A 15,501-nucleotide genomic window follows, 5' to 3' on the forward strand; every position below is an offset into this window, starting at 1 on the left:
GTTAATCACCACGCGGGTATGCCCTAGATGACGCCTTCATTCGTAAAGGCTAGACCTCGTGCGACGGCTGTGAGCGGCAATGATAAACATCGCGCAGCGTCTTGGGAAAGAATGGCTGAGTATGTCGGGAGAAGAAATCCAAGGCGTCGACGTGGACGCCCAGGGGCGCTGCGCACACTGGCATGCGCCGGTGGACGTGGTGGCCAACAAGTGCGCGACCTGCGGGCAGTTCTACGCGTGCTCCATCTGTCACGCGGAACTAGCCGATCACCCGTTTGGTCCTATGGATAAGCACACGGACGCGGCTTTGTGCGGCGTTTGTGGGGAGACGATGAATTACGGGCGTTACCGGCTAGCCACCGCTTGCCCGGCGTGCGGGCACCCCTTTAATCCGGGGTGCCACGCGCACGAGGAGATTTACTTCCAGTTGGGCTCGGTCAACTAGAGGGAAGACAGCTGGGCGAACTGGCTCTGGACCTGTGCGAGCGCAGTCCGGGCCATGGCCACGAAATCCGGGAGGCGGAACGTCTGGCCGGCGAACGGCAAGTCGACGGTCGGCTGGCCGGGGATAACGGCTAGGTCAATCACGTTCTGGGGACGGTTATTGTTCTGCGGAGCGCGGTTCTGCTGGTTGGTTTGCGGGGCACGGTTTTGCTGCTGCTGCTGGTTGCCGGACTGTCCCAGGTTGCAGCGGTTGACCGCGTCATCCATGCGGGCGATGGCGGAGCGGATCTCCCCGCCGCGCGGGTGGAAGGTGGCTACGGACAGCGCCTGGCTGCGCTTGGACTGGTAGTCGCCGGGGTTGGTCCAGTAGCTGCGGGCCTTTTCGCAAGAGATCTGGCCGGCGGGCACCTTGGCCAGCAGGTCGTCGACGGGATCGGCGGAAGCCACGGCGGGGGTTGCAAGGGTAGCGGTCAACACGAGGGCAGCGAGGCGTTTCTTCATGGGATACATCTTGGCACGAGTTCGCGGTTCGGGAAAGTGTACGCAGGAAACTTTCTAGACGCCCAGGAAGCGCCGCACCAGGCTGCGGTAGGCCCGAACCGTGAGATCGAGGTCCTCCAAGTGGAGCGCCTCGTCGTGGCTGTGGAGCTGCGAATTGGCCTCGGCCATGTCCCGGGCCCGCGCGTGGAGGGCAAAGCCGTAGCCATTGCCGCCGGCGCGCCGGGCGATGCGCAGATCCGAACCGCCCGTCGCCAGCACCGGGGTGACGCCCAGGTCGGGGAAGAACTCGTGAGCGGTGGACTCGATGGCCTGCCAGAGCGCGGTGTCGGTGCCCGACTGCGTGGCGTCTTCGGTAATTAGGTGCTCGATGGTGACCTCGTCGGCCAGATCGCCCAGCGCCTGGCGCAGGAACTCGTCTAGGTCCTCCTGGGTCTGGCCGGGGAAGGGGCGGATGTCCATCTCCAGGTAGGCGTGGGAGGGCAGCACGTTGATAGCGCCGCCGGCCCGCAGGACGGTCTGGGACAAGGTGGTGTGCGAAAAGGCGTGCGCGTAGGCGTCCAGGTTGCCGAAGGCGCGGTAATCTTCCGCGGTGCCCTGGCCGCCGATGAGCGTTTGCTCCGTGACGGGATCGAAGCGGAACGCCTTGACGAATCCGGTCCAGGTCTCGCTGGTGGCCACGGGGGCATCGGTGGCGGCGATACGGCGGGCGACCTCGCCGATCTTCACGATGGCGAAGTCCTTGCCGAAGGGTGTCGAGCCGTGCCCGGCGTCGCCGTGCACGTGGAGGCGGCGCTGGCCCGCGCCTTTTTCGCCCACGTTGAAGGCCAGCGAGTTCGGCAGGTGGCTGCCGCCGGTCTCCGACAGGCAGTTGTCCCAGCTCATCGCGTCCGGGTGGTGGGCATACAGCCAGCGCGAGCCCCAGCCGCCGCGGGCTTCCTCGTCCGCCAGGGCGGCGAAGGTGAGATCGCCTGCTGGCTTCCCACGGCGGGCCACCTCGCGGGTCACGGCCGCCATGGTGGCAGTAATGAAGAGCATGTCGACGGCGCCGCGACCGTAGAGCACGCCGTCCTCGATGACGGCATCGAAAGGCGGCTTGGTCCACTTGTCTTGGTCGACGGGCACGACGTCCGTGTGGCCCATCAGGGTCAGCGGTTCGCCGTCGTCGCCTGGGACCGTAAACAACACCGAGACCCGCCCGGGGTGGGGATCAAAGCGCTGGACCTGCACGTCCGTGCCGGCAAAGAAGCGCTCCAGCGTGTCTGCGTTGCGGACCTCGTGGCCCGAATCATCGGTGAGATCGTTGACGCAGGCGTTGCGGATAAGCTCCTGGAGTAGCTCCAGGGTGTCGTCGTACAGGCTGGTGTTTTCGCTCATGCACCCCAGCCTAGTGCCGTGGTCCACCCGCGAAAGAAATAAACTTAAAGTTGCAAAATTAAACGCCGTTCAACTTTGTTCGCTACGCTACCCGTATGAGTATTGTTGATATCGCCCGTGAGAAGGTCTTAGAGCAGGGCATCGGCCTGAACGAAGAAGAGCTCCTACAGGTCCTTTCCGTCCCCGACGAGCAGCTGGAAGAAATCGCCGACATCGCGCATAAAACTCGCCTGCGTTGGTGTGGCCCGGACGTTTCGGTGGAAGGCATCATCTCCATCAAGACGGGCGGCTGTCCGGAAGACTGCCACTTCTGCTCCCAGTCGGGCCTGTTTGCCTCCCCGGTGCGCGCCGCCCGCCTGGATATCGCCGAGCTGGTGGAGGCCGCGAAGAACACCGCCAAGACCGGCGCCACCGAGTTTTGCATCGTCGCCGCGGTCAAGGGTCCGGACGATAACCTCCTGGACCAGGTGGGGGAGGCCATTGCCGCCATCAACGCGGAGGTCGACATTGAGATTTCCTGCTCCCTGGGCACCCTGACCCGCGAGCAGGCGCAGCGCCTGAAGGACATGGGCGCGCAGCGCTACAACCACAACCTGGAGACCGCGCGCAGCTTCTTCCCGCAGGTGGTCACCACCCACACCTGGGAAGAGCGCCGGCAGACCCTCGACTTCGTCCGCGAGGTCGGCATGGAGGTCTGCTGCGGCGGCATCATCGGCATGGGCGAGTCCCTCGAGCAGCGCGCCGAGTTCGCCGCCCAGCTGGCGGAGATCGAGCCCTGCGAGGTGCCCATGAACTTCCTTGACCCGCGGCCGGGCACCCCGTTCGCGGATCGCCCGCTGGTGCCCCTGGGCGAGGGTCTGCGCGCCGTCGCCGCCTTCCGGCTGGCGATGCCCGCTGTCACCCTCCGCTTCGCCGGCGGCCGCGAGTTGTCCCTGGGTGACGACGGCACGGAGAAGGGCCTGCTCGGCGGCATCAACGCCATCATCGCGGGCAACTACCTGACGACCCTGGGCCGCCAGATCGAAAAGGACGTGGACATGCTCGGGCGCATCGACCTGCCCATCAAGGCGCTGTAGATGTCGGGGAAATCTGCGGGCACTGATTACTCCGCGCTCGCCGCGTCCGTCCTCGCCGGCGATCCGCCCGTCTACCACCCGAATACCGGACAGCCCCTCGAAGAGGTCTCCACCCTGCACCCGGCGGCCGAGGCCGGCCTGGACGTGCCGCGTTACTGCCGCCTGTGCGGGCGGCGCATGGTGGTCCAGGTCCGCCCCGACGGTTGGCGCGTGCGGTGCTCTCGCCACGGGGAGCTGGACTCGAGCTGGCTTTTCGTCGAGACCATCCGGGAGCCGGACTAGAGCTGCCGGACGATGGTGCGCACGATGGCGCGCACCCGCCGGTCCACCGGCAGGTCGTGGTGGAGCACCACCGCGCGAGAATCAAAGTCCTGGACGTAGATGTTGCGCACCGTGCCGTCCTTGACCTTGCTGGGGGACAAAAAGCAGGTCTCGGGCGGGACCACCACGGCATCGTGGCGCGTGGCGATGCACGTGTAGGTCACCCCCTCGTCCAAGTCGCCGCCGGCGTTAACGGCGCTCAAGATTCCGCTGCCGACGATCTGCTGCTGGCCGGCGTCGCCGAAGAACGACTGGATGATGGATTTCATGATGGAGTCGTTGCGTTTGCTGGCCATCAGCGGGCTGATGATGCCGCCTTCGGTGGTGCCGTGGTTGGGTGCGCCGATCGAGATGAGGTGGCGGACCTTGCTGGCCCCGCCGAGCACGCGCATCCAGTAGCGGGCCAGCAGACCGCCCTGCGAGTGCCCCGCGATGATGACCTTCTCCGCGCCCGTCATGGTCAGCACCGCGTCGATATAGGCGCCGACCTGCACGGCGGACTCGGGCAGCAGGCCCGTCGCCCGCGTGCCGTAGTCCGGGGCGAAGACGGCCCAGCCGTCCTCGCGGAGCTCGCCACCCAGGATCTGCCAGATGCCCTTGGAGTCGGCCGTGCCGTGCAACAAGATGATGGGCCAGGGGCGGTCCGGGCTGGGACGGGCGGTCCAGTCGTCCTCGAAGATGCCGCGGGGCTTGAGTCGCGCGCCCAGCGGGAGCGAGTCCACCGTGGAGCTGGAGCCGGCGGAGTCGACCTCCTCGTTGGACACGGCCATCCGAGTGCGCGAATCCTCGCTCAGCGAGCCGAAATAGCCCTCCTTGGTGGGGTCTTTGCGCAGCATCTCGGTGATCTCCTCGGCGACCTCCTCGCGCAGCGCGTTGGGCGGGGCGGTGTTTTTGACGCCGAAGCGGGGGTTGGCCGGGGCATCGTTCGACCAAAAGCGGCGCAGCTGCTTTTCGATTGTGGAGCGCAGTTCCTGCAGTGCATCAGCGGCCACGTACAACCATCTCCTTATACAATCCGGGGCCTTCCAGCCTAGCGAACTGGCAGGTGAGGAGGATTAGGAAAAACTTTTTTAAAAAATGTCATCCGAAGGGTTGACGGTCTTTCCAAAGTACCTTAAAGTAAGCCTTGCCTAATCACGGGCGGTTGTTTTGCAGAAGTTGCGCTCCACTCCTTCTGTTTAGCACCGATTAGATTAGTCATGGGGAGAAGGCCCCGCCAGCGTGCAGCCGGCGGGGCCTTCGTTTACGCGGTAGTGTGGCGGCATGCGGAATCAGGTAGAGACAGTGCAGGTGCAGACGGTGGAAGAGGCGGTCACGCGCCTCATCGAACTCTACGAGCAGTCCTGTCGGCGCTCCCACGACTTCGAGGACTACGACCAGGTCCGCTACCCCAAAATCACCGTCGCCGTGCGCGAGTGGCACCCCATCGATCGCTCGCAACCCTTCGGCTACGTCAACGAGGCTGGCAACTATTCCGCGGTGATCTCCAAGCCTTACCTGCTGCGCGACTACCTGACCACCCAGCTGCAGCGCCTGGTGGACAACTACCCATGCGATATCTACGTCGGCTACTCGGAGGTGCGCATCCCGCCCGAGTACATCCGCGGTGCGCCGCCGGCCCCGCAGGACCGCGGGACCACCGTCCCGCGCCCCACGCTCGACGACGTCAACGACGCCATCATCGACGGCGACTGGTACGCCTTCCACGGCGCGGAGAAGCCGCTGTTCCACTTCGGGCCGCAGCGCTTCGACATCGCCTGCGAGCGGATCGAGCACTACACCGGCATCGAGGTCGACACGGTGCAGAAGTACATCCTGTTCACCAACTACGCCATGCACACCACCGAGTTCGTACAGTTCGGGCTACGCGAGCTCGCCAGCGAGGACTCGCGCTACACCGCGCTGGTCCTGCCCACGGGCGAGACCATCCATCCCAACGACGCGGTGGACTTGGACGTCGACGAGCTGACGCTGACCTCGCGCTACCAGATGCCCCGCTTCGACCTTATTACCGCCGCCGGTGACGGCATCACGATGATCAACATCGGGGTCGGCCCGTCTAATGCGAAGACCATCACGGACTGCCTGGCCGTACTGCGCCCCGAGGCCTGGATCATGATCGGCCACTGCGCGGGCTTGGACGGGCGCATGCGCATTGGCGATCTCATCCTGGGCAACGCCTACCAGCGCGACGACGGCCTCCTGGACGAGCCGGTCACCCCGGCGAACCCGATCCCTGCCATCCCGGAAATCCAGCGCATGCTGGAGGCGAGCGTGGACGAGATTTACGGCGCGGACAACCCCATCATGCGCACCGGCACGGTCTTGTCCACCAACGACCGGAACTGGGAGTGGCGCACCACCCGGCAGCTGTGGGAGTGGCTGCGGGCATCGGCAGCCGTGGCCGTGGACATGGAGTCCTGCACGCTAGCCGCCAACGGTTACCGCTACCGCGTGCCCTACGGCACCCTGCTGGCCGTCAGCGACCTGCCGCTGCACGCGGTGCCCAAGCTGCCGGCCCAGGCGCAGGCATTCTACTCGAATTCCAAGCAGGCCCACGTCATGTGCGCGGTGCGCGCGGTCGAGCAGCTGGCGGAAAACCCGTCCCGCCTCCACACGCGCAAGCTCCGGCGGGCGCTAGGGGAAGTGCCTTTTCGTTAACGCTTATCCGGCGATAGACTAGACGGAAAGTTTCCCCATACGAGAGTCTGCAACCGTGATAGGAGAACCACGTGACTAATCCCCATAACCCCGACTGGGCGGTACCGGAGAGGGAGAACCTCACCTGGGAGACGTTTGGCGAGGCCAGCCGCAACCTATCGCAGCAGATCATCGACTCGGGCTGGATGCCGGATCTCATCATCGGCGTAGCCCGCGGCGGCCTGATCCCGGCCGGGGCCATCGGCTACGCCATCGGGGTGAAGGCCATGGGGTCCATCAACGTGGAGTTCTACACCGATATCGGCAAGACCCTGCCCGAGCCGGAACTACTCCCGCCGTACCTGGACGCCTCCGACATGGACGGCAAGAAGGTCCTGGTGGTCGACGACGTTGCGGATTCCGGCAAGACCCTCGACCTGGTCTGCCGCATCCTCGAGCACGAGGATCTGGATCCGGAAAAGCCGAAGCTGAACGTGGACGTGCGCTCGGCAGTCATCTACACCAAGCCGGTGACCATCTTCCACCCGGACTACGTGTGGCGCAATACCGATAAGTGGATCAACTTCTGCTGGTCGGTCCTGCCGGTCATCACCGCGGACGGTTCGTTCAGGGAAGGGTCCTAACACTCCGGTGAATGACGCAGGTTCCCTGGGCGTATCGGATAGCTTCCGCTACGCCTTTTCCTCTGCTCGCCGGCTGCGCATCGAGGTGCTCGGCGGTCTCGCGGTTTCCCTCGCCCTCATCCCGGAGGTGCTGAGCTTTTCCATCCTGGCGGGCCTGGACCCGCGGGTGGGCCTTTTCGCCTCCGTGGTGATGGCAATTTCTATCGCCTTTACTGGCGGACGTCCCGCGATGGTCTCCGCCGCGGCCGGCGCGGTCGCGCTGGTCATCGCCCCGCTCTCGGCCAGCCACGGCCTCGACTACGTGGTCGCGACCATCCTGCTGGCCGGGGTGCTGCAGCTGGTGCTGGCGGCGGTCGGCATCGCCAAGCTCATGCGGTTTATCCCGCGCAGCGTGATGACCGGGTTCGTCAACTCCCTGGGCATCATGATGTTCACCGCGCAGCTGCCGCACCTGCAGGACGTGCCCTGGCTGGTCTACCCGCTGGTGGGGCTAGGCCTGGTGCTCATGCTCGCCGCCCCGCGCCTGCTGCCGGCCATCCCGGCGCCGCTAATTACCATCGTGGTGCTCACCGCCCTGGTCGTGATCTCCGGCTGGGAGGTCCCCGACGTGGCCGACCAGGGCGAGCTGCCGGATTCGCTGCCGGGCCTGTTCATCCCGGACGTGCCGCTGAGTTGGGAGACCCTGCAGGTTATCGGCCCCTACGCCCTGGGCGTTGCCCTGGTGGGCCTGATGGAGTCGCTGCTGACGGCCAAGCTGGTCGACGGCATCACGGATACTCACTCGGACAAGACCAGCGAATCCTACGGCCAGGGGATAGGAAATATCCTCTCCGCGCTCATCGGCGGCATGGGCGTGTGCGCGATGATCGGGCAGACGATGATCAACGTCCGCGGCGCCCGCGCGCGGACCCGGCTGTCCACGCTAATGGCCGGGGTCTTCCTGCTCATCCTCATCCTGGTGTTGGGCCAGACCGTCGGGCGCATCCCCATGGCGGGCCTAGTGGCCGTGATGATCATCGTGGCGGCGACCACCGTCGACTGGCATTCCCTGCGGCCGCGCACGCTGCGGGCGATGCCCTGGTCCGAGACCCTCGTCATGGGCATCACCATGGCCGGGACCCTGATTACCTCCAACCTGGCGGTTGGCGTGGTACTGGGCGTGCTAGCGGCGACGGTCAGCTTCGCCCAGCGGGTCTCGCACGTGGTGACCGTCGACCAGACCGGGCCGGGCGAGTACGCGGTGTCCGGCCAGCTCTTCTTCGCTTCCTCGAATGACTTGGTCTATTCCTTCGATTACGGGCCGGGCACGGACAAGGTCTCCATCGATTTTTCGGCCGCGACTCTGTGGGATACCTCCACCATCGCGGCCGTCGATGCCGTGCGCAGCAAGTACGCCTCCCGCGGAATCGAGGTAGAATTTAAGGGACTGGATGACGAAAGTCAGCGCCGGATCGAGAAATTCAACGAAACATAACGCGGGTTAAGTTAACATAACCTTAAATTGGTAAGGATTTCCTGCCTGGAAATAGTTTTTTAAACGCGTATACTTATCGGTAGTTAATCACCGATCCGACAGAAAGGTCCAGGTCATGGACGAGAAACTGCAAACCGCAATGAACAACCAGGTTAATTCCGAGCACCAGGCGGCGCTCATCTACACCCAGCTGGCCTATGAGATGGACAACCTGTCCTTCCCGGGTATGCGCGACTGGTTCCTGGGTCACGCCGACGAGGAGCGCACCCACGCTCAGAAGTTCGCCGACCACCTGCTGGCTCGCGGCTACCGCGTCGAGCTGACCGATATCGCTATCCCGTCCCTGAAGGCTGCCACCCCGCTGGACGCCTTCGAGGCCGCCTTCAAGCACGAGCAGAAGGTCTCCGCCGAGATCCGTGAGATCGCCCGCATCGCGGACGAAGTCAAGGATCTGGATTCCCGTAGCCTGGTCAACTGGTTCCTGGAGGAGCAGATCGAGGAAGAAGACACCGTCTCCGAGATCATCGACCAGGTCAAGCTGGTTGGCAACGACGGCTCCGGCCTGCTGCGCATCGACGCAAACCTGGGCTCTGCCGAATAAAGCACTAGACCAAATAACGGTCTGGTTAAAATAATCGCTTTTGTCCCACTGGAGGCTTCTCCAGTGGGACAATTGTATTTTATGACCGCAAAGCAGAAAACTACCGCCGCCATCGCCCTCGGGCTGATGGTTTTCGCTTTGGTCGGGGGACTGGCACTGACGGCGGTAGACATCGCGTGGGGGATCTTCTTCTCCTCGGCCGCGCTCATGCTGAGCCCGTTCGCCGGCATGGCCATGCTCGCCGGCGTGCGCTTCCTGCGCGCCAGCGGGCTCGTCAAGGCCTTCTTCGGCGTCGGCGGCGTCCTGCTCCTGGCAGCCATCGCCCTGTTCTTCGTGAACCCCTCGGGCACGGGCCTGCCGATGCTCATCGGCGGCGCGACCTGCGGCATCGCCGGCCTGTGCCTGTTCAAGCCCCGGGTGGTAACGCATGGCTAAAACCAAGCTGCTCTTCGATCTGTACGGCGTGCTCATGCGGTTGCCCTCGGCCGCGGACCGCCTCCTCCTCGAGGAGACGCTCGGCGTGCAGGATAGCGCTCGTTTCTGGGACACCTACGAGGAGCTGCGCCCGCCCTACGACGCCGGGCTAGTCTCCGACGAGCGCTGGTGGACCACGCTCGCCCGCCGCAGCGGCCTAGGCGACATCGACACCAGCCAGGCCGTGGCCGCGGACATCGCGGGCTGCCTCGAGGCGGACACGGAGATGGTCGGCTTCGTGCAGTCGCTTATCGATGCCGGCCACTCCGTCGGCATCCTTTCCAATATCCCGACCGGGCTCGCCGCCGTCGTGCGGCGCGAGCACCCCTGGCTAGAGGATTTCGCCGCCGTCACCCTGTCCTGCGATATCGGGGTGGCCAAGCCGGAGGAGCAGGCCTACCTCGTCGCCGTCGACGCCCTCGGCGGCACCCTCAAGGACACCCTCTTCTTCGACGACCGCGACGACTTCGTGCGCGGGGCCCGCGAGGCGGGGTTGCGGGCCGAGTGCTTCGACGGCATCGATAGCGTGCGGAAGGTGCTTTCTACACCCTGACCTTGCGCAGCTCGAGCGGCACGCGCAGCAGCGGGTCCAGGGCGACGGCGCGCGCGACCGCGCGGACGATCTCGCGGTGGGTGGGGATCATGCGCAGCTGGACCTCGGCATCGGGGGCCTCTTCCCGTACGGCGTTGGCGAAGCGGCGCGGGGCCTGCGGATCATCCACGAAGGCGGAACCGGCCACCACCACGGTGTTCGGGTGGTGCTCGCGCACCAGCCGGGCGGCGACCACGCCGAGATCGTGCGCGCGCTCATCGAGGATGGAGCGCGGGGCATCGGCAATGCTGTCGACCGTAACGCCCTGCTCCGCCGCCTTCTTGAGCACCGCCGCCGTCGAGAGGGAATCCTGTGCGGGGCGGCCCTGCGGATCGGTCAGCGGGGTCAGCTGCTGGACCCCGTCGTCGTTGGACAGGGCCGCGCCGATGGAGTCGTCCGCAAAAAGCACCAGGACCTTGTCCTCGGAGGCTATGTCCGCGGCCTGGGTCTCGGAGCCCAGGATCGCGGGGATGGCTGCGGTGACCACGACCGGCACGCTGAACTGGAAGCGCAGGCGCTCGGCGATGTCGACGCCATTCCACCCCAGGTTCGGGGCGTAGACGAGGCCTTCGTCGTCGACCTGGCCGGAGGTGGTCACGCCGACGGAGACCAGCGCCTGGTCCAGGCCTGCGGTCAAGCGGTTGATTCCGGCCATGATGTGCTCGATGAAATCCGCCTCGCTCAGCGATGCCACCGGGGTCGTGATGTCATCCTCCCGAATTGTGCGGCCCTTCGTGTCGTAGAGGCCGATATAGGTCGAGGAGGTGCCGATGGCGATGCCAGCCAGCAGCCAGTTGTTCTCCGCTACCTCCAGCGGCACCGTCGGGCGCCCGCGGCCCTTCGTGCGGGTCAGGTCGGTGCGCTCTTGGATGAGCCCGGCCTGCAACAGCGCCGTGGTCGCGCGCGTGATGGTGGGCTGGGACAGGCCGGTCGCTTCCACTAGCTCGCTCCGAGTGACGATCGGATTGAGGCGCACCAGGTGGAGGCACTTGGCGGCGGGCGTGCGTGGGCGAGTGAAGGCCGGTCCTGGCTTGATCATGCAACTTAGTATAAAGCGAACAGACTGCATTGTCTAATTCTATACGTTGACCGGTGGGCGAAATTAGACTGCATGGTCTAGCAAATGTGGTGCTTTGGTGCGAAAATGTCAGATTTTTCGACATCACCCCCTCCGCCCGGCTATGACCTGCTCTACCGTCCGCAACCAATTGCAGGAGCGCGGGGACATCGGGCCCTCTGGGCCCGTGGCCTGCCAGGTGCCGTCGTTGAACAACCAGATGACGTCCGAGGTGTGCGGGTCGATGACGTAGGTCGCGCGACCGTCGGTCTTGATGTTGTGGTGGTGCTGGCACAGGTTGACGAGGTTGTACGCGGCCGTCGGGCCGCCGTCTTCGAAGTCGACGCAGTGGTCCTTCTGGCAGCGTTCCGCCTTGACCGTGCAGCCGGGGTAGCGGCACGTGCCGTCGCGGCCGTTGACGAAGGCCTTGATGTCGTTCGGTGTCGCGTAGTTGCGGCTGCGCTTTTCCGCGATGTCCGACATGTGGCGGACGGTGGTTGCTGCGTCCGCCAGCTTCTGCCCGCTTTCGTGGCTAATCCAGCCGAATCCGGCGACGAAGATGGGGGCATTGGGGACGTCGCTGGCCTGGTAGAGGTTGAGGACCACCTGCGGGGAGGAGTATTCCCCGAGGATGAGGCCGGCGAGCGCGGCGGCCGGGCTGATGCCGCGTTCTTTGGCGGTGCGGGAAATGGCGTCGTCTAGTTGGGCGGTGGTTGCGGGGTCGTAGTCGGCGTAGATGCCGGCGCAGGATCCTGACTGGGACTCGCAGGAATAGTTGCCGCCGTCTGGGCCGGAGGTATCGGCCGATTCTTTCGGTGTGTCTTCGGGCTGTTCTGTGGCCACCAGGCTGTTGAGCTTGCGGCGCAGGTTGGCGTAGGACGGCAGGCGCTGGCCTGGGCGGGCAGGGTTGAGGTATTTGTTTAATTCAGTATCTATGCGTTTTAGAACGTCCTGGGTGGGCTCGCCCAGGTTATTTAAGACCTGGTCGATCAGGGTGAGGTAATTGAAACCGATGTGCTGGAGTCTTTCCACGGTTTCTTTGAGCTGGGGCAGGGTGTCGAGGCGTTCGAGGGCTAAGCAGCGGTTGAGGCAGGCGGTATAAGAAAGGCCGGTGCGCGCGGCGAGGTTGCCGACGGTGGTCTCGCAATCCTCGTTAATGGGCGGGCGGAGGCGTTGCCACAGGTGGTAGTCAACGCGGCGGATCTGGGTGGCGTCGTGGGCGATTGGGCAGTTCGGTGTATTGACGGTGTAATAAGGGTCCATGACATTCTCCCCGAATGATTATGTCGTAACTATGTTCTAACCCAACCCCCATAATAAATTCCCAAACCCGCACCGCAACCCCCATAGTAAACCTTTTCGAAAACATGTTTGAATTTTCAAAGGAGAATGGCCCGGGATCTGATGCTTAAGTGTTATCTTCCTGCGGGCAGCCGGAAAAGACCAGGTACGGGCGACTTTGGCGGGGCAGGAAGCATTCAGCGTTCTCCCTGCGCCGCGCCAGGTGGCGGTGAAGTAGGGAAAGTGGCTAGACTTCCCAATCATGAGTTCCGAGCATAACGCCGAGCGCCAGCCTTCCCTTCTGGACGCTTCGTGCGATAATTTCGCAGCTGATTTGGCAGCCCTGACCCCTACCGATGCGACGGCGTGGGGCGTTGCGGGCTACGAGGGTGAGTTGCAGGACTTCTCGCCCGAATACTACGAAGCCGTGGCGGACCGTACTCGCGAGATGATTGCGGATCTCGACGCCCTGGATGACTCGACGGACGAGTCGGACGACGAGGACGACTTCGACGACGTCGACTACGTGACCGCAGCCGTGCTGCGCGACCGGCTCTGCCTGGAGCTGGACATGCACCACCGCATGGAGGACTTGCGGCTGCTCAACAACATCGCCTCGCCGGTCCAGACCATCCGGGACACCCTCCTGCTCATGCCGCAGGAGACCGAGGAGGACCTGGACGCCATCCGCTCCCGCCTGTCCAAAGTGGGCAGCGCGCTGGCGGGCTATCGGGACTCGCTGACGGAGGCGGCATCGCACGGCTTGGTGGCGGCCAACCGCCAGATCAATGAGGTCATCGGCCAGTGCAACGCGCTGACGGATAGCGACTCGATGCTCGACGAGCTCGGCCTGGCCGAGGACTCCGTCGAGGTGGAGCACGCCAAGCAGGCTTTCGAAGAATTCTCTGCCTGGCTGTCGACGGACCTGCAGCCGCAGGCGCCGACCTCGGACGCGTTCGGCCGCGAGCGCTACGAGCTGTTCTCCCACCTGTTCGTGGGCGACGTCGTGGACGTGGACGAGGCCTATCGCTGGGGCCTGGAGCAGCTGCACGAGATCAACGTCGAGCAGGAAAAGATCGCCCATAGCCTCTACGGCAACGAGTGCACCGTGCGCACGGCGATGCGCAAGCTCAACCAGGAAGAGCGCTACCTCCTGCGCGGCAAGGACGCGCTGGTGGAGTGGATGCACTCCACGGCCGACCGCGCCATCGAGGAGCTGGACGGCAAGTACTTCGACGTGCCGGAGCAGGTGCGCGAGATTGAGTGCTGCATCGATCCGGCGGGCACCGGCGGCATCTTCTACACCCAGCCGGCGGATGACTTCTCCCGTCCCGGTCGGATGTGGTGGTCGGTGCCGGCCGGCCAGGACGTTTTCCACACCTGGCAGGAGCTGACCACGGTCCACCACGAGGGCGTGCCGGGCCACCACCTGCAGATCGGTCAGGCCCTGGTCGAGCCGGATCTGAACCTGTGGCGTCGCAGCGTGTGCTGGAACTCCGGCCACGGCGAGGGCTGGGCCCTCTACGCCGAGGAGCTCATGGCGGAGCTCGGTTACATGGATGATCCCGGCTACCGGATGGGCCTTTTGGACGCTAAGCGCCTGCGGGCCGCCCGCGTGGTCGTGGACATCGGCCTGCACCTGGGCAAGAAGATGCCGGACGGCTCCGGCGTCTGGGACAAGTCCCACGTGCACACCTTTATGCGGGAAAACACCGCGATGGACTCGGCGAACCTCTCTTTTGAGGTCAACCGCTACCTGGGTTGGGCCGGCCAGGCGCCGTCGTACGCGCTGGGTGCGCGCCTGTGGCGCCAGACCCGCGACGAGGCAGTCGCGCAGGGCATGAGTGAGCGCGAGTTCCACGCCGAGGCGCTGGCACTGGGCTCGGTGCCGATGTCTATCCTGCGCGAGACCGTCCTCGACTAGGCGCTAGCGTTTCCTCCGCGTAAAGAGGCGGATGAGCTGGGGCAGGTAGCCGGCAATCACCAGCACGATGATGAGCCGGATGAGCTGGATGGCCACCACGGCTGGCCCGGCCCCGCCCTCGGAGGACAGCGCCAGGACGGTCTCGAGCGCGCCGGGGCTGGTTGCCAGGTAGGCCTCGAAATAGGTGATGTCTAGCGTCCAGGTCAGCGGCCAAGCGGTGGCCGCACACAGGGCGATGACCACGACGATATAGGTCACGGTGGCGGGCAGCTGCGCCGCGAACCGCTGCAGGGCGGGCCACGACAGTCCGCCGCCGCAGACCCAGCCGATGGACATGAACGCCAAGATTCGGAAGGGCTCGATGGGCTGGAGGGTGAGCTCACCGGGCAGGAACAACGAGGCCAACACCGTCAGCAGGAGCGGTCCCATCACGCTCGGGGCGGGCAGGCGGAGGGACTTGCCGAGGGGCTCGCCGGCGAAGGCGATGGCCAACACGAGCAGGATCATCCACCAGTGCTGGTCTGGCTGCGGGGCGTCGACCGGATGGGATTCGGCCGGGGTGGAAAGGAAGCCGACGACGACCGGCAGGGTCATGGACACGGTCAGCAGGCGCAGGTACTGGGTCAGCGCCACGTAGCGGTAGTCCGCGCCGAGGTCGTCGGCGAGCACCGGCATCATGGACGCCCCGCCGGGCAGCATGGACAGGATGCCAGTGTCTCGGTTGACGGCCTTCGGCTGGGCGCGGTGGAGGAGGAGCCCGCCGCCGACGCCGACTAGCACCGTCACCAGGGAGACCACGACGCCCGCGGGCAGGAAGCCGACGATGCGCGACAGCGGCACCGTGGTCAGGGGGATCGCGGCCAGGATGCCGATGAACCCGCGGCTGAGCGCGTAGACGTGGCGGTTGACGGGCAGCTCTTTGCGGGTCACCAGCGCCATGCCGGCGGAGACCACGATGGCGGCCACGATCCAGGCCGCCGGCACGTTCCAGTGGTCAAAGAGCCAGCCGAGGCCCACGGAGGCGGGCGCGACAATAATCCAGCGCACTGCCAACGGCATGCGGGCACCTCCTTGTAAATTCGATCCCCTTTATACTAT

General features: G+C 65.1%; 16 protein-coding genes. 10 read left to right on the plus strand and 6 right to left on the minus strand.

All coding sequences use genetic code 11. The annotated features are described in order from the left end of the window. The first annotated feature begins 121 nt into the window (after positions 1 to 121). On the plus strand, positions 122 to 445 hold the full coding sequence (locus tag CCONF_RS00450) for a CHY zinc finger protein (RefSeq protein ID WP_290224085.1): 324 nt from the start codon (positions 122 to 124) through the stop codon (positions 443 to 445). Here CCONF_RS00450 and CCONF_RS00455 read toward each other — a convergent pair. Continuing rightward, positions 442 to 945 carry a hypothetical protein gene (locus CCONF_RS00455; RefSeq protein WP_290224087.1) on the minus strand — a complete coding sequence of 168 codons (504 nt, stop codon included), beginning with the start codon at positions 943 to 945 and terminating at the stop codon, positions 442 to 444. The genes CCONF_RS00450 and CCONF_RS00455 overlap by 4 nt on opposite strands. A 54-nt stretch (positions 946 to 999) precedes the next feature. Next, positions 1,000 to 2,319 carry a M20/M25/M40 family metallo-hydrolase gene (locus CCONF_RS00460; RefSeq protein ID WP_290224089.1) on the minus strand — a complete coding sequence of 440 codons (1,320 nt, stop codon included), beginning with the start codon at positions 2,317 to 2,319 and terminating at the stop codon, positions 1,000 to 1,002. Between the two features lie 95 nt (positions 2,320 to 2,414). Here CCONF_RS00460 and bioB point away from each other — a divergent pair, with 95 nt between their 5' ends. Together bioB and bsaP are read left to right on the plus strand one after the other, a co-directional pair. Continuing rightward, positions 2,415 to 3,395: a biotin synthase BioB gene (gene bioB, locus CCONF_RS00465; RefSeq protein ID WP_290224091.1), complete on the plus strand. Its 981-nt coding sequence runs from the start codon at positions 2,415 to 2,417 to the stop codon at positions 3,393 to 3,395. Continuing rightward, complete coding sequence (gene bsaP, locus CCONF_RS00470; protein WP_290224093.1) at positions 3,396 to 3,677, plus strand: biotin synthase auxiliary protein BsaP; 282 nt, start codon at positions 3,396 to 3,398, stop codon at positions 3,675 to 3,677. Here bsaP and CCONF_RS00475 read toward each other — a convergent pair. Next, the gene (locus tag CCONF_RS00475) at positions 3,674 to 4,708 is read right to left on the minus strand and encodes an esterase/lipase family protein (RefSeq protein ID WP_290224096.1); all 1,035 of its coding nucleotides are present in this window, start codon (positions 4,706 to 4,708) and stop codon (positions 3,674 to 3,676) included. The genes bsaP and CCONF_RS00475 overlap by 4 nt on opposite strands. 271 nt (positions 4,709 to 4,979) lie before the next feature. Here CCONF_RS00475 and amn point away from each other — a divergent pair, with 271 nt between their 5' ends. The 6 genes from amn (at position 4,980) to CCONF_RS00505 (ending at position 10,102) form a co-directional block, all read left to right on the plus strand. Then, a complete protein-coding gene (gene amn, locus CCONF_RS00480; RefSeq protein ID WP_290224099.1) occupies positions 4,980 to 6,377 on the plus strand; it encodes an AMP nucleosidase in 1,398 nt (465 codons plus the stop codon). A gap of 71 nt (positions 6,378 to 6,448) precedes the next feature. Beyond that, complete coding sequence (locus tag CCONF_RS00485) at positions 6,449 to 7,000, plus strand: phosphoribosyltransferase (protein ID WP_290224102.1); 552 nt, start codon at positions 6,449 to 6,451, stop codon at positions 6,998 to 7,000. Positions 7,001 to 7,007: 7 nt separating this feature from the next. Beyond that, on the plus strand, positions 7,008 to 8,474 hold the full coding sequence (locus CCONF_RS00490) for a SulP family inorganic anion transporter (RefSeq protein WP_290224105.1): 1,467 nt from the start codon (positions 7,008 to 7,010) through the stop codon (positions 8,472 to 8,474). Between the two features lie 115 nt (positions 8,475 to 8,589). Beyond that, a complete protein-coding gene (locus CCONF_RS00495) occupies positions 8,590 to 9,075 on the plus strand; it encodes a ferritin (RefSeq protein ID WP_070768575.1) in 486 nt (161 codons plus the stop codon). An 81-nt stretch (positions 9,076 to 9,156) separates the two neighbouring features. Continuing rightward, entirely contained in the window at positions 9,157 to 9,510 is a 354-nt protein-coding gene (locus tag CCONF_RS00500) for a hypothetical protein (protein ID WP_290224110.1), read from the plus strand. Then, on the plus strand, positions 9,503 to 10,102 hold the full coding sequence (locus CCONF_RS00505) for an HAD family hydrolase (RefSeq protein WP_290224112.1): 600 nt from the start codon (positions 9,503 to 9,505) through the stop codon (positions 10,100 to 10,102). Before CCONF_RS00500 ends, CCONF_RS00505 begins: the two co-directional genes overlap by 8 nt. Here CCONF_RS00505 and CCONF_RS00510 read toward each other — a convergent pair. Further along, on the minus strand, positions 10,092 to 11,180 hold the full coding sequence (locus CCONF_RS00510) for an ROK family transcriptional regulator (protein WP_290224114.1): 1,089 nt from the start codon (positions 11,178 to 11,180) through the stop codon (positions 10,092 to 10,094). The two genes, CCONF_RS00505 and CCONF_RS00510, sit on opposite strands and share 11 nt — an antisense overlap. A 123-nt stretch (positions 11,181 to 11,303) precedes the next feature. Beyond that, complete coding sequence (locus tag CCONF_RS00515; RefSeq protein WP_290224116.1) at positions 11,304 to 12,461, minus strand: HNH endonuclease signature motif containing protein; 1,158 nt, start codon at positions 12,459 to 12,461, stop codon at positions 11,304 to 11,306. Between the two features lie 280 nt (positions 12,462 to 12,741). Here CCONF_RS00515 and CCONF_RS00520 point away from each other — a divergent pair, with 280 nt between their 5' ends. Next, entirely contained in the window at positions 12,742 to 14,403 is a 1,662-nt protein-coding gene (locus CCONF_RS00520; RefSeq protein WP_290224118.1) for a DUF885 domain-containing protein, read from the plus strand. 3 nt (positions 14,404 to 14,406) lie between these two features. Here CCONF_RS00520 and CCONF_RS00525 read toward each other — a convergent pair whose 3' ends face one another. Then, complete coding sequence (locus CCONF_RS00525; RefSeq protein WP_290224121.1) at positions 14,407 to 15,462, minus strand: AbrB family transcriptional regulator; 1,056 nt, start codon at positions 15,460 to 15,462, stop codon at positions 14,407 to 14,409. Positions 15,463 to 15,501 lie beyond the last annotated feature (39 nt).

Source organism: Corynebacterium confusum (genome assembly GCF_030408715.1).
GTDB classification, from domain to species: Bacteria; Actinomycetota; Actinomycetes; order Mycobacteriales; family Mycobacteriaceae; genus Corynebacterium; species Corynebacterium confusum.

What these genes read in the sequence shown, in the direction of transcription:
- CCONF_RS00510 (WP_290224114.1), bottom strand. Translation starts at nt 11,180, where the DNA reads ATGATCAAGCCAGGACCGGCCTTCACTCGCCCACGCACGCCCGCCGCC.
- CCONF_RS00525 (WP_290224121.1), bottom strand. Translation starts at nt 15,462, where the DNA reads ATGCCGTTGGCAGTGCGCTGGATTATTGTCGCGCCCGCCTCCGTGGGC.
- CCONF_RS00515 (WP_290224116.1), bottom strand. Translation starts at nt 12,461, where the DNA reads ATGGACCCTTATTACACCGTCAATACACCGAACTGCCCAATCGCCCAC.
- CCONF_RS00505 (WP_290224112.1), top strand. Translation starts at nt 9,503, where the DNA reads ATGGCTAAAACCAAGCTGCTCTTCGATCTGTACGGCGTGCTCATGCGG.
- bioB (WP_290224091.1), top strand. Translation starts at nt 2,415, where the DNA reads ATGAGTATTGTTGATATCGCCCGTGAGAAGGTCTTAGAGCAGGGCATC.
- amn (WP_290224099.1), top strand. Translation starts at nt 4,980, where the DNA reads ATGCGGAATCAGGTAGAGACAGTGCAGGTGCAGACGGTGGAAGAGGCG.
- bsaP (WP_290224093.1), top strand. Translation starts at nt 3,396, where the DNA reads ATGTCGGGGAAATCTGCGGGCACTGATTACTCCGCGCTCGCCGCGTCC.
- CCONF_RS00520 (WP_290224118.1), top strand. Translation starts at nt 12,742, where the DNA reads ATGAGTTCCGAGCATAACGCCGAGCGCCAGCCTTCCCTTCTGGACGCT.
- CCONF_RS00450 (WP_290224085.1), top strand. Translation starts at nt 122, where the DNA reads ATGTCGGGAGAAGAAATCCAAGGCGTCGACGTGGACGCCCAGGGGCGC.
- CCONF_RS00455 (WP_290224087.1), bottom strand. Translation starts at nt 945, where the DNA reads ATGAAGAAACGCCTCGCTGCCCTCGTGTTGACCGCTACCCTTGCAACC.
- CCONF_RS00460 (WP_290224089.1), bottom strand. Translation starts at nt 2,319, where the DNA reads ATGAGCGAAAACACCAGCCTGTACGACGACACCCTGGAGCTACTCCAG.
- CCONF_RS00495 (WP_070768575.1), top strand. Translation starts at nt 8,590, where the DNA reads ATGGACGAGAAACTGCAAACCGCAATGAACAACCAGGTTAATTCCGAG.
- CCONF_RS00500 (WP_290224110.1), top strand. Translation starts at nt 9,157, where the DNA reads ATGACCGCAAAGCAGAAAACTACCGCCGCCATCGCCCTCGGGCTGATG.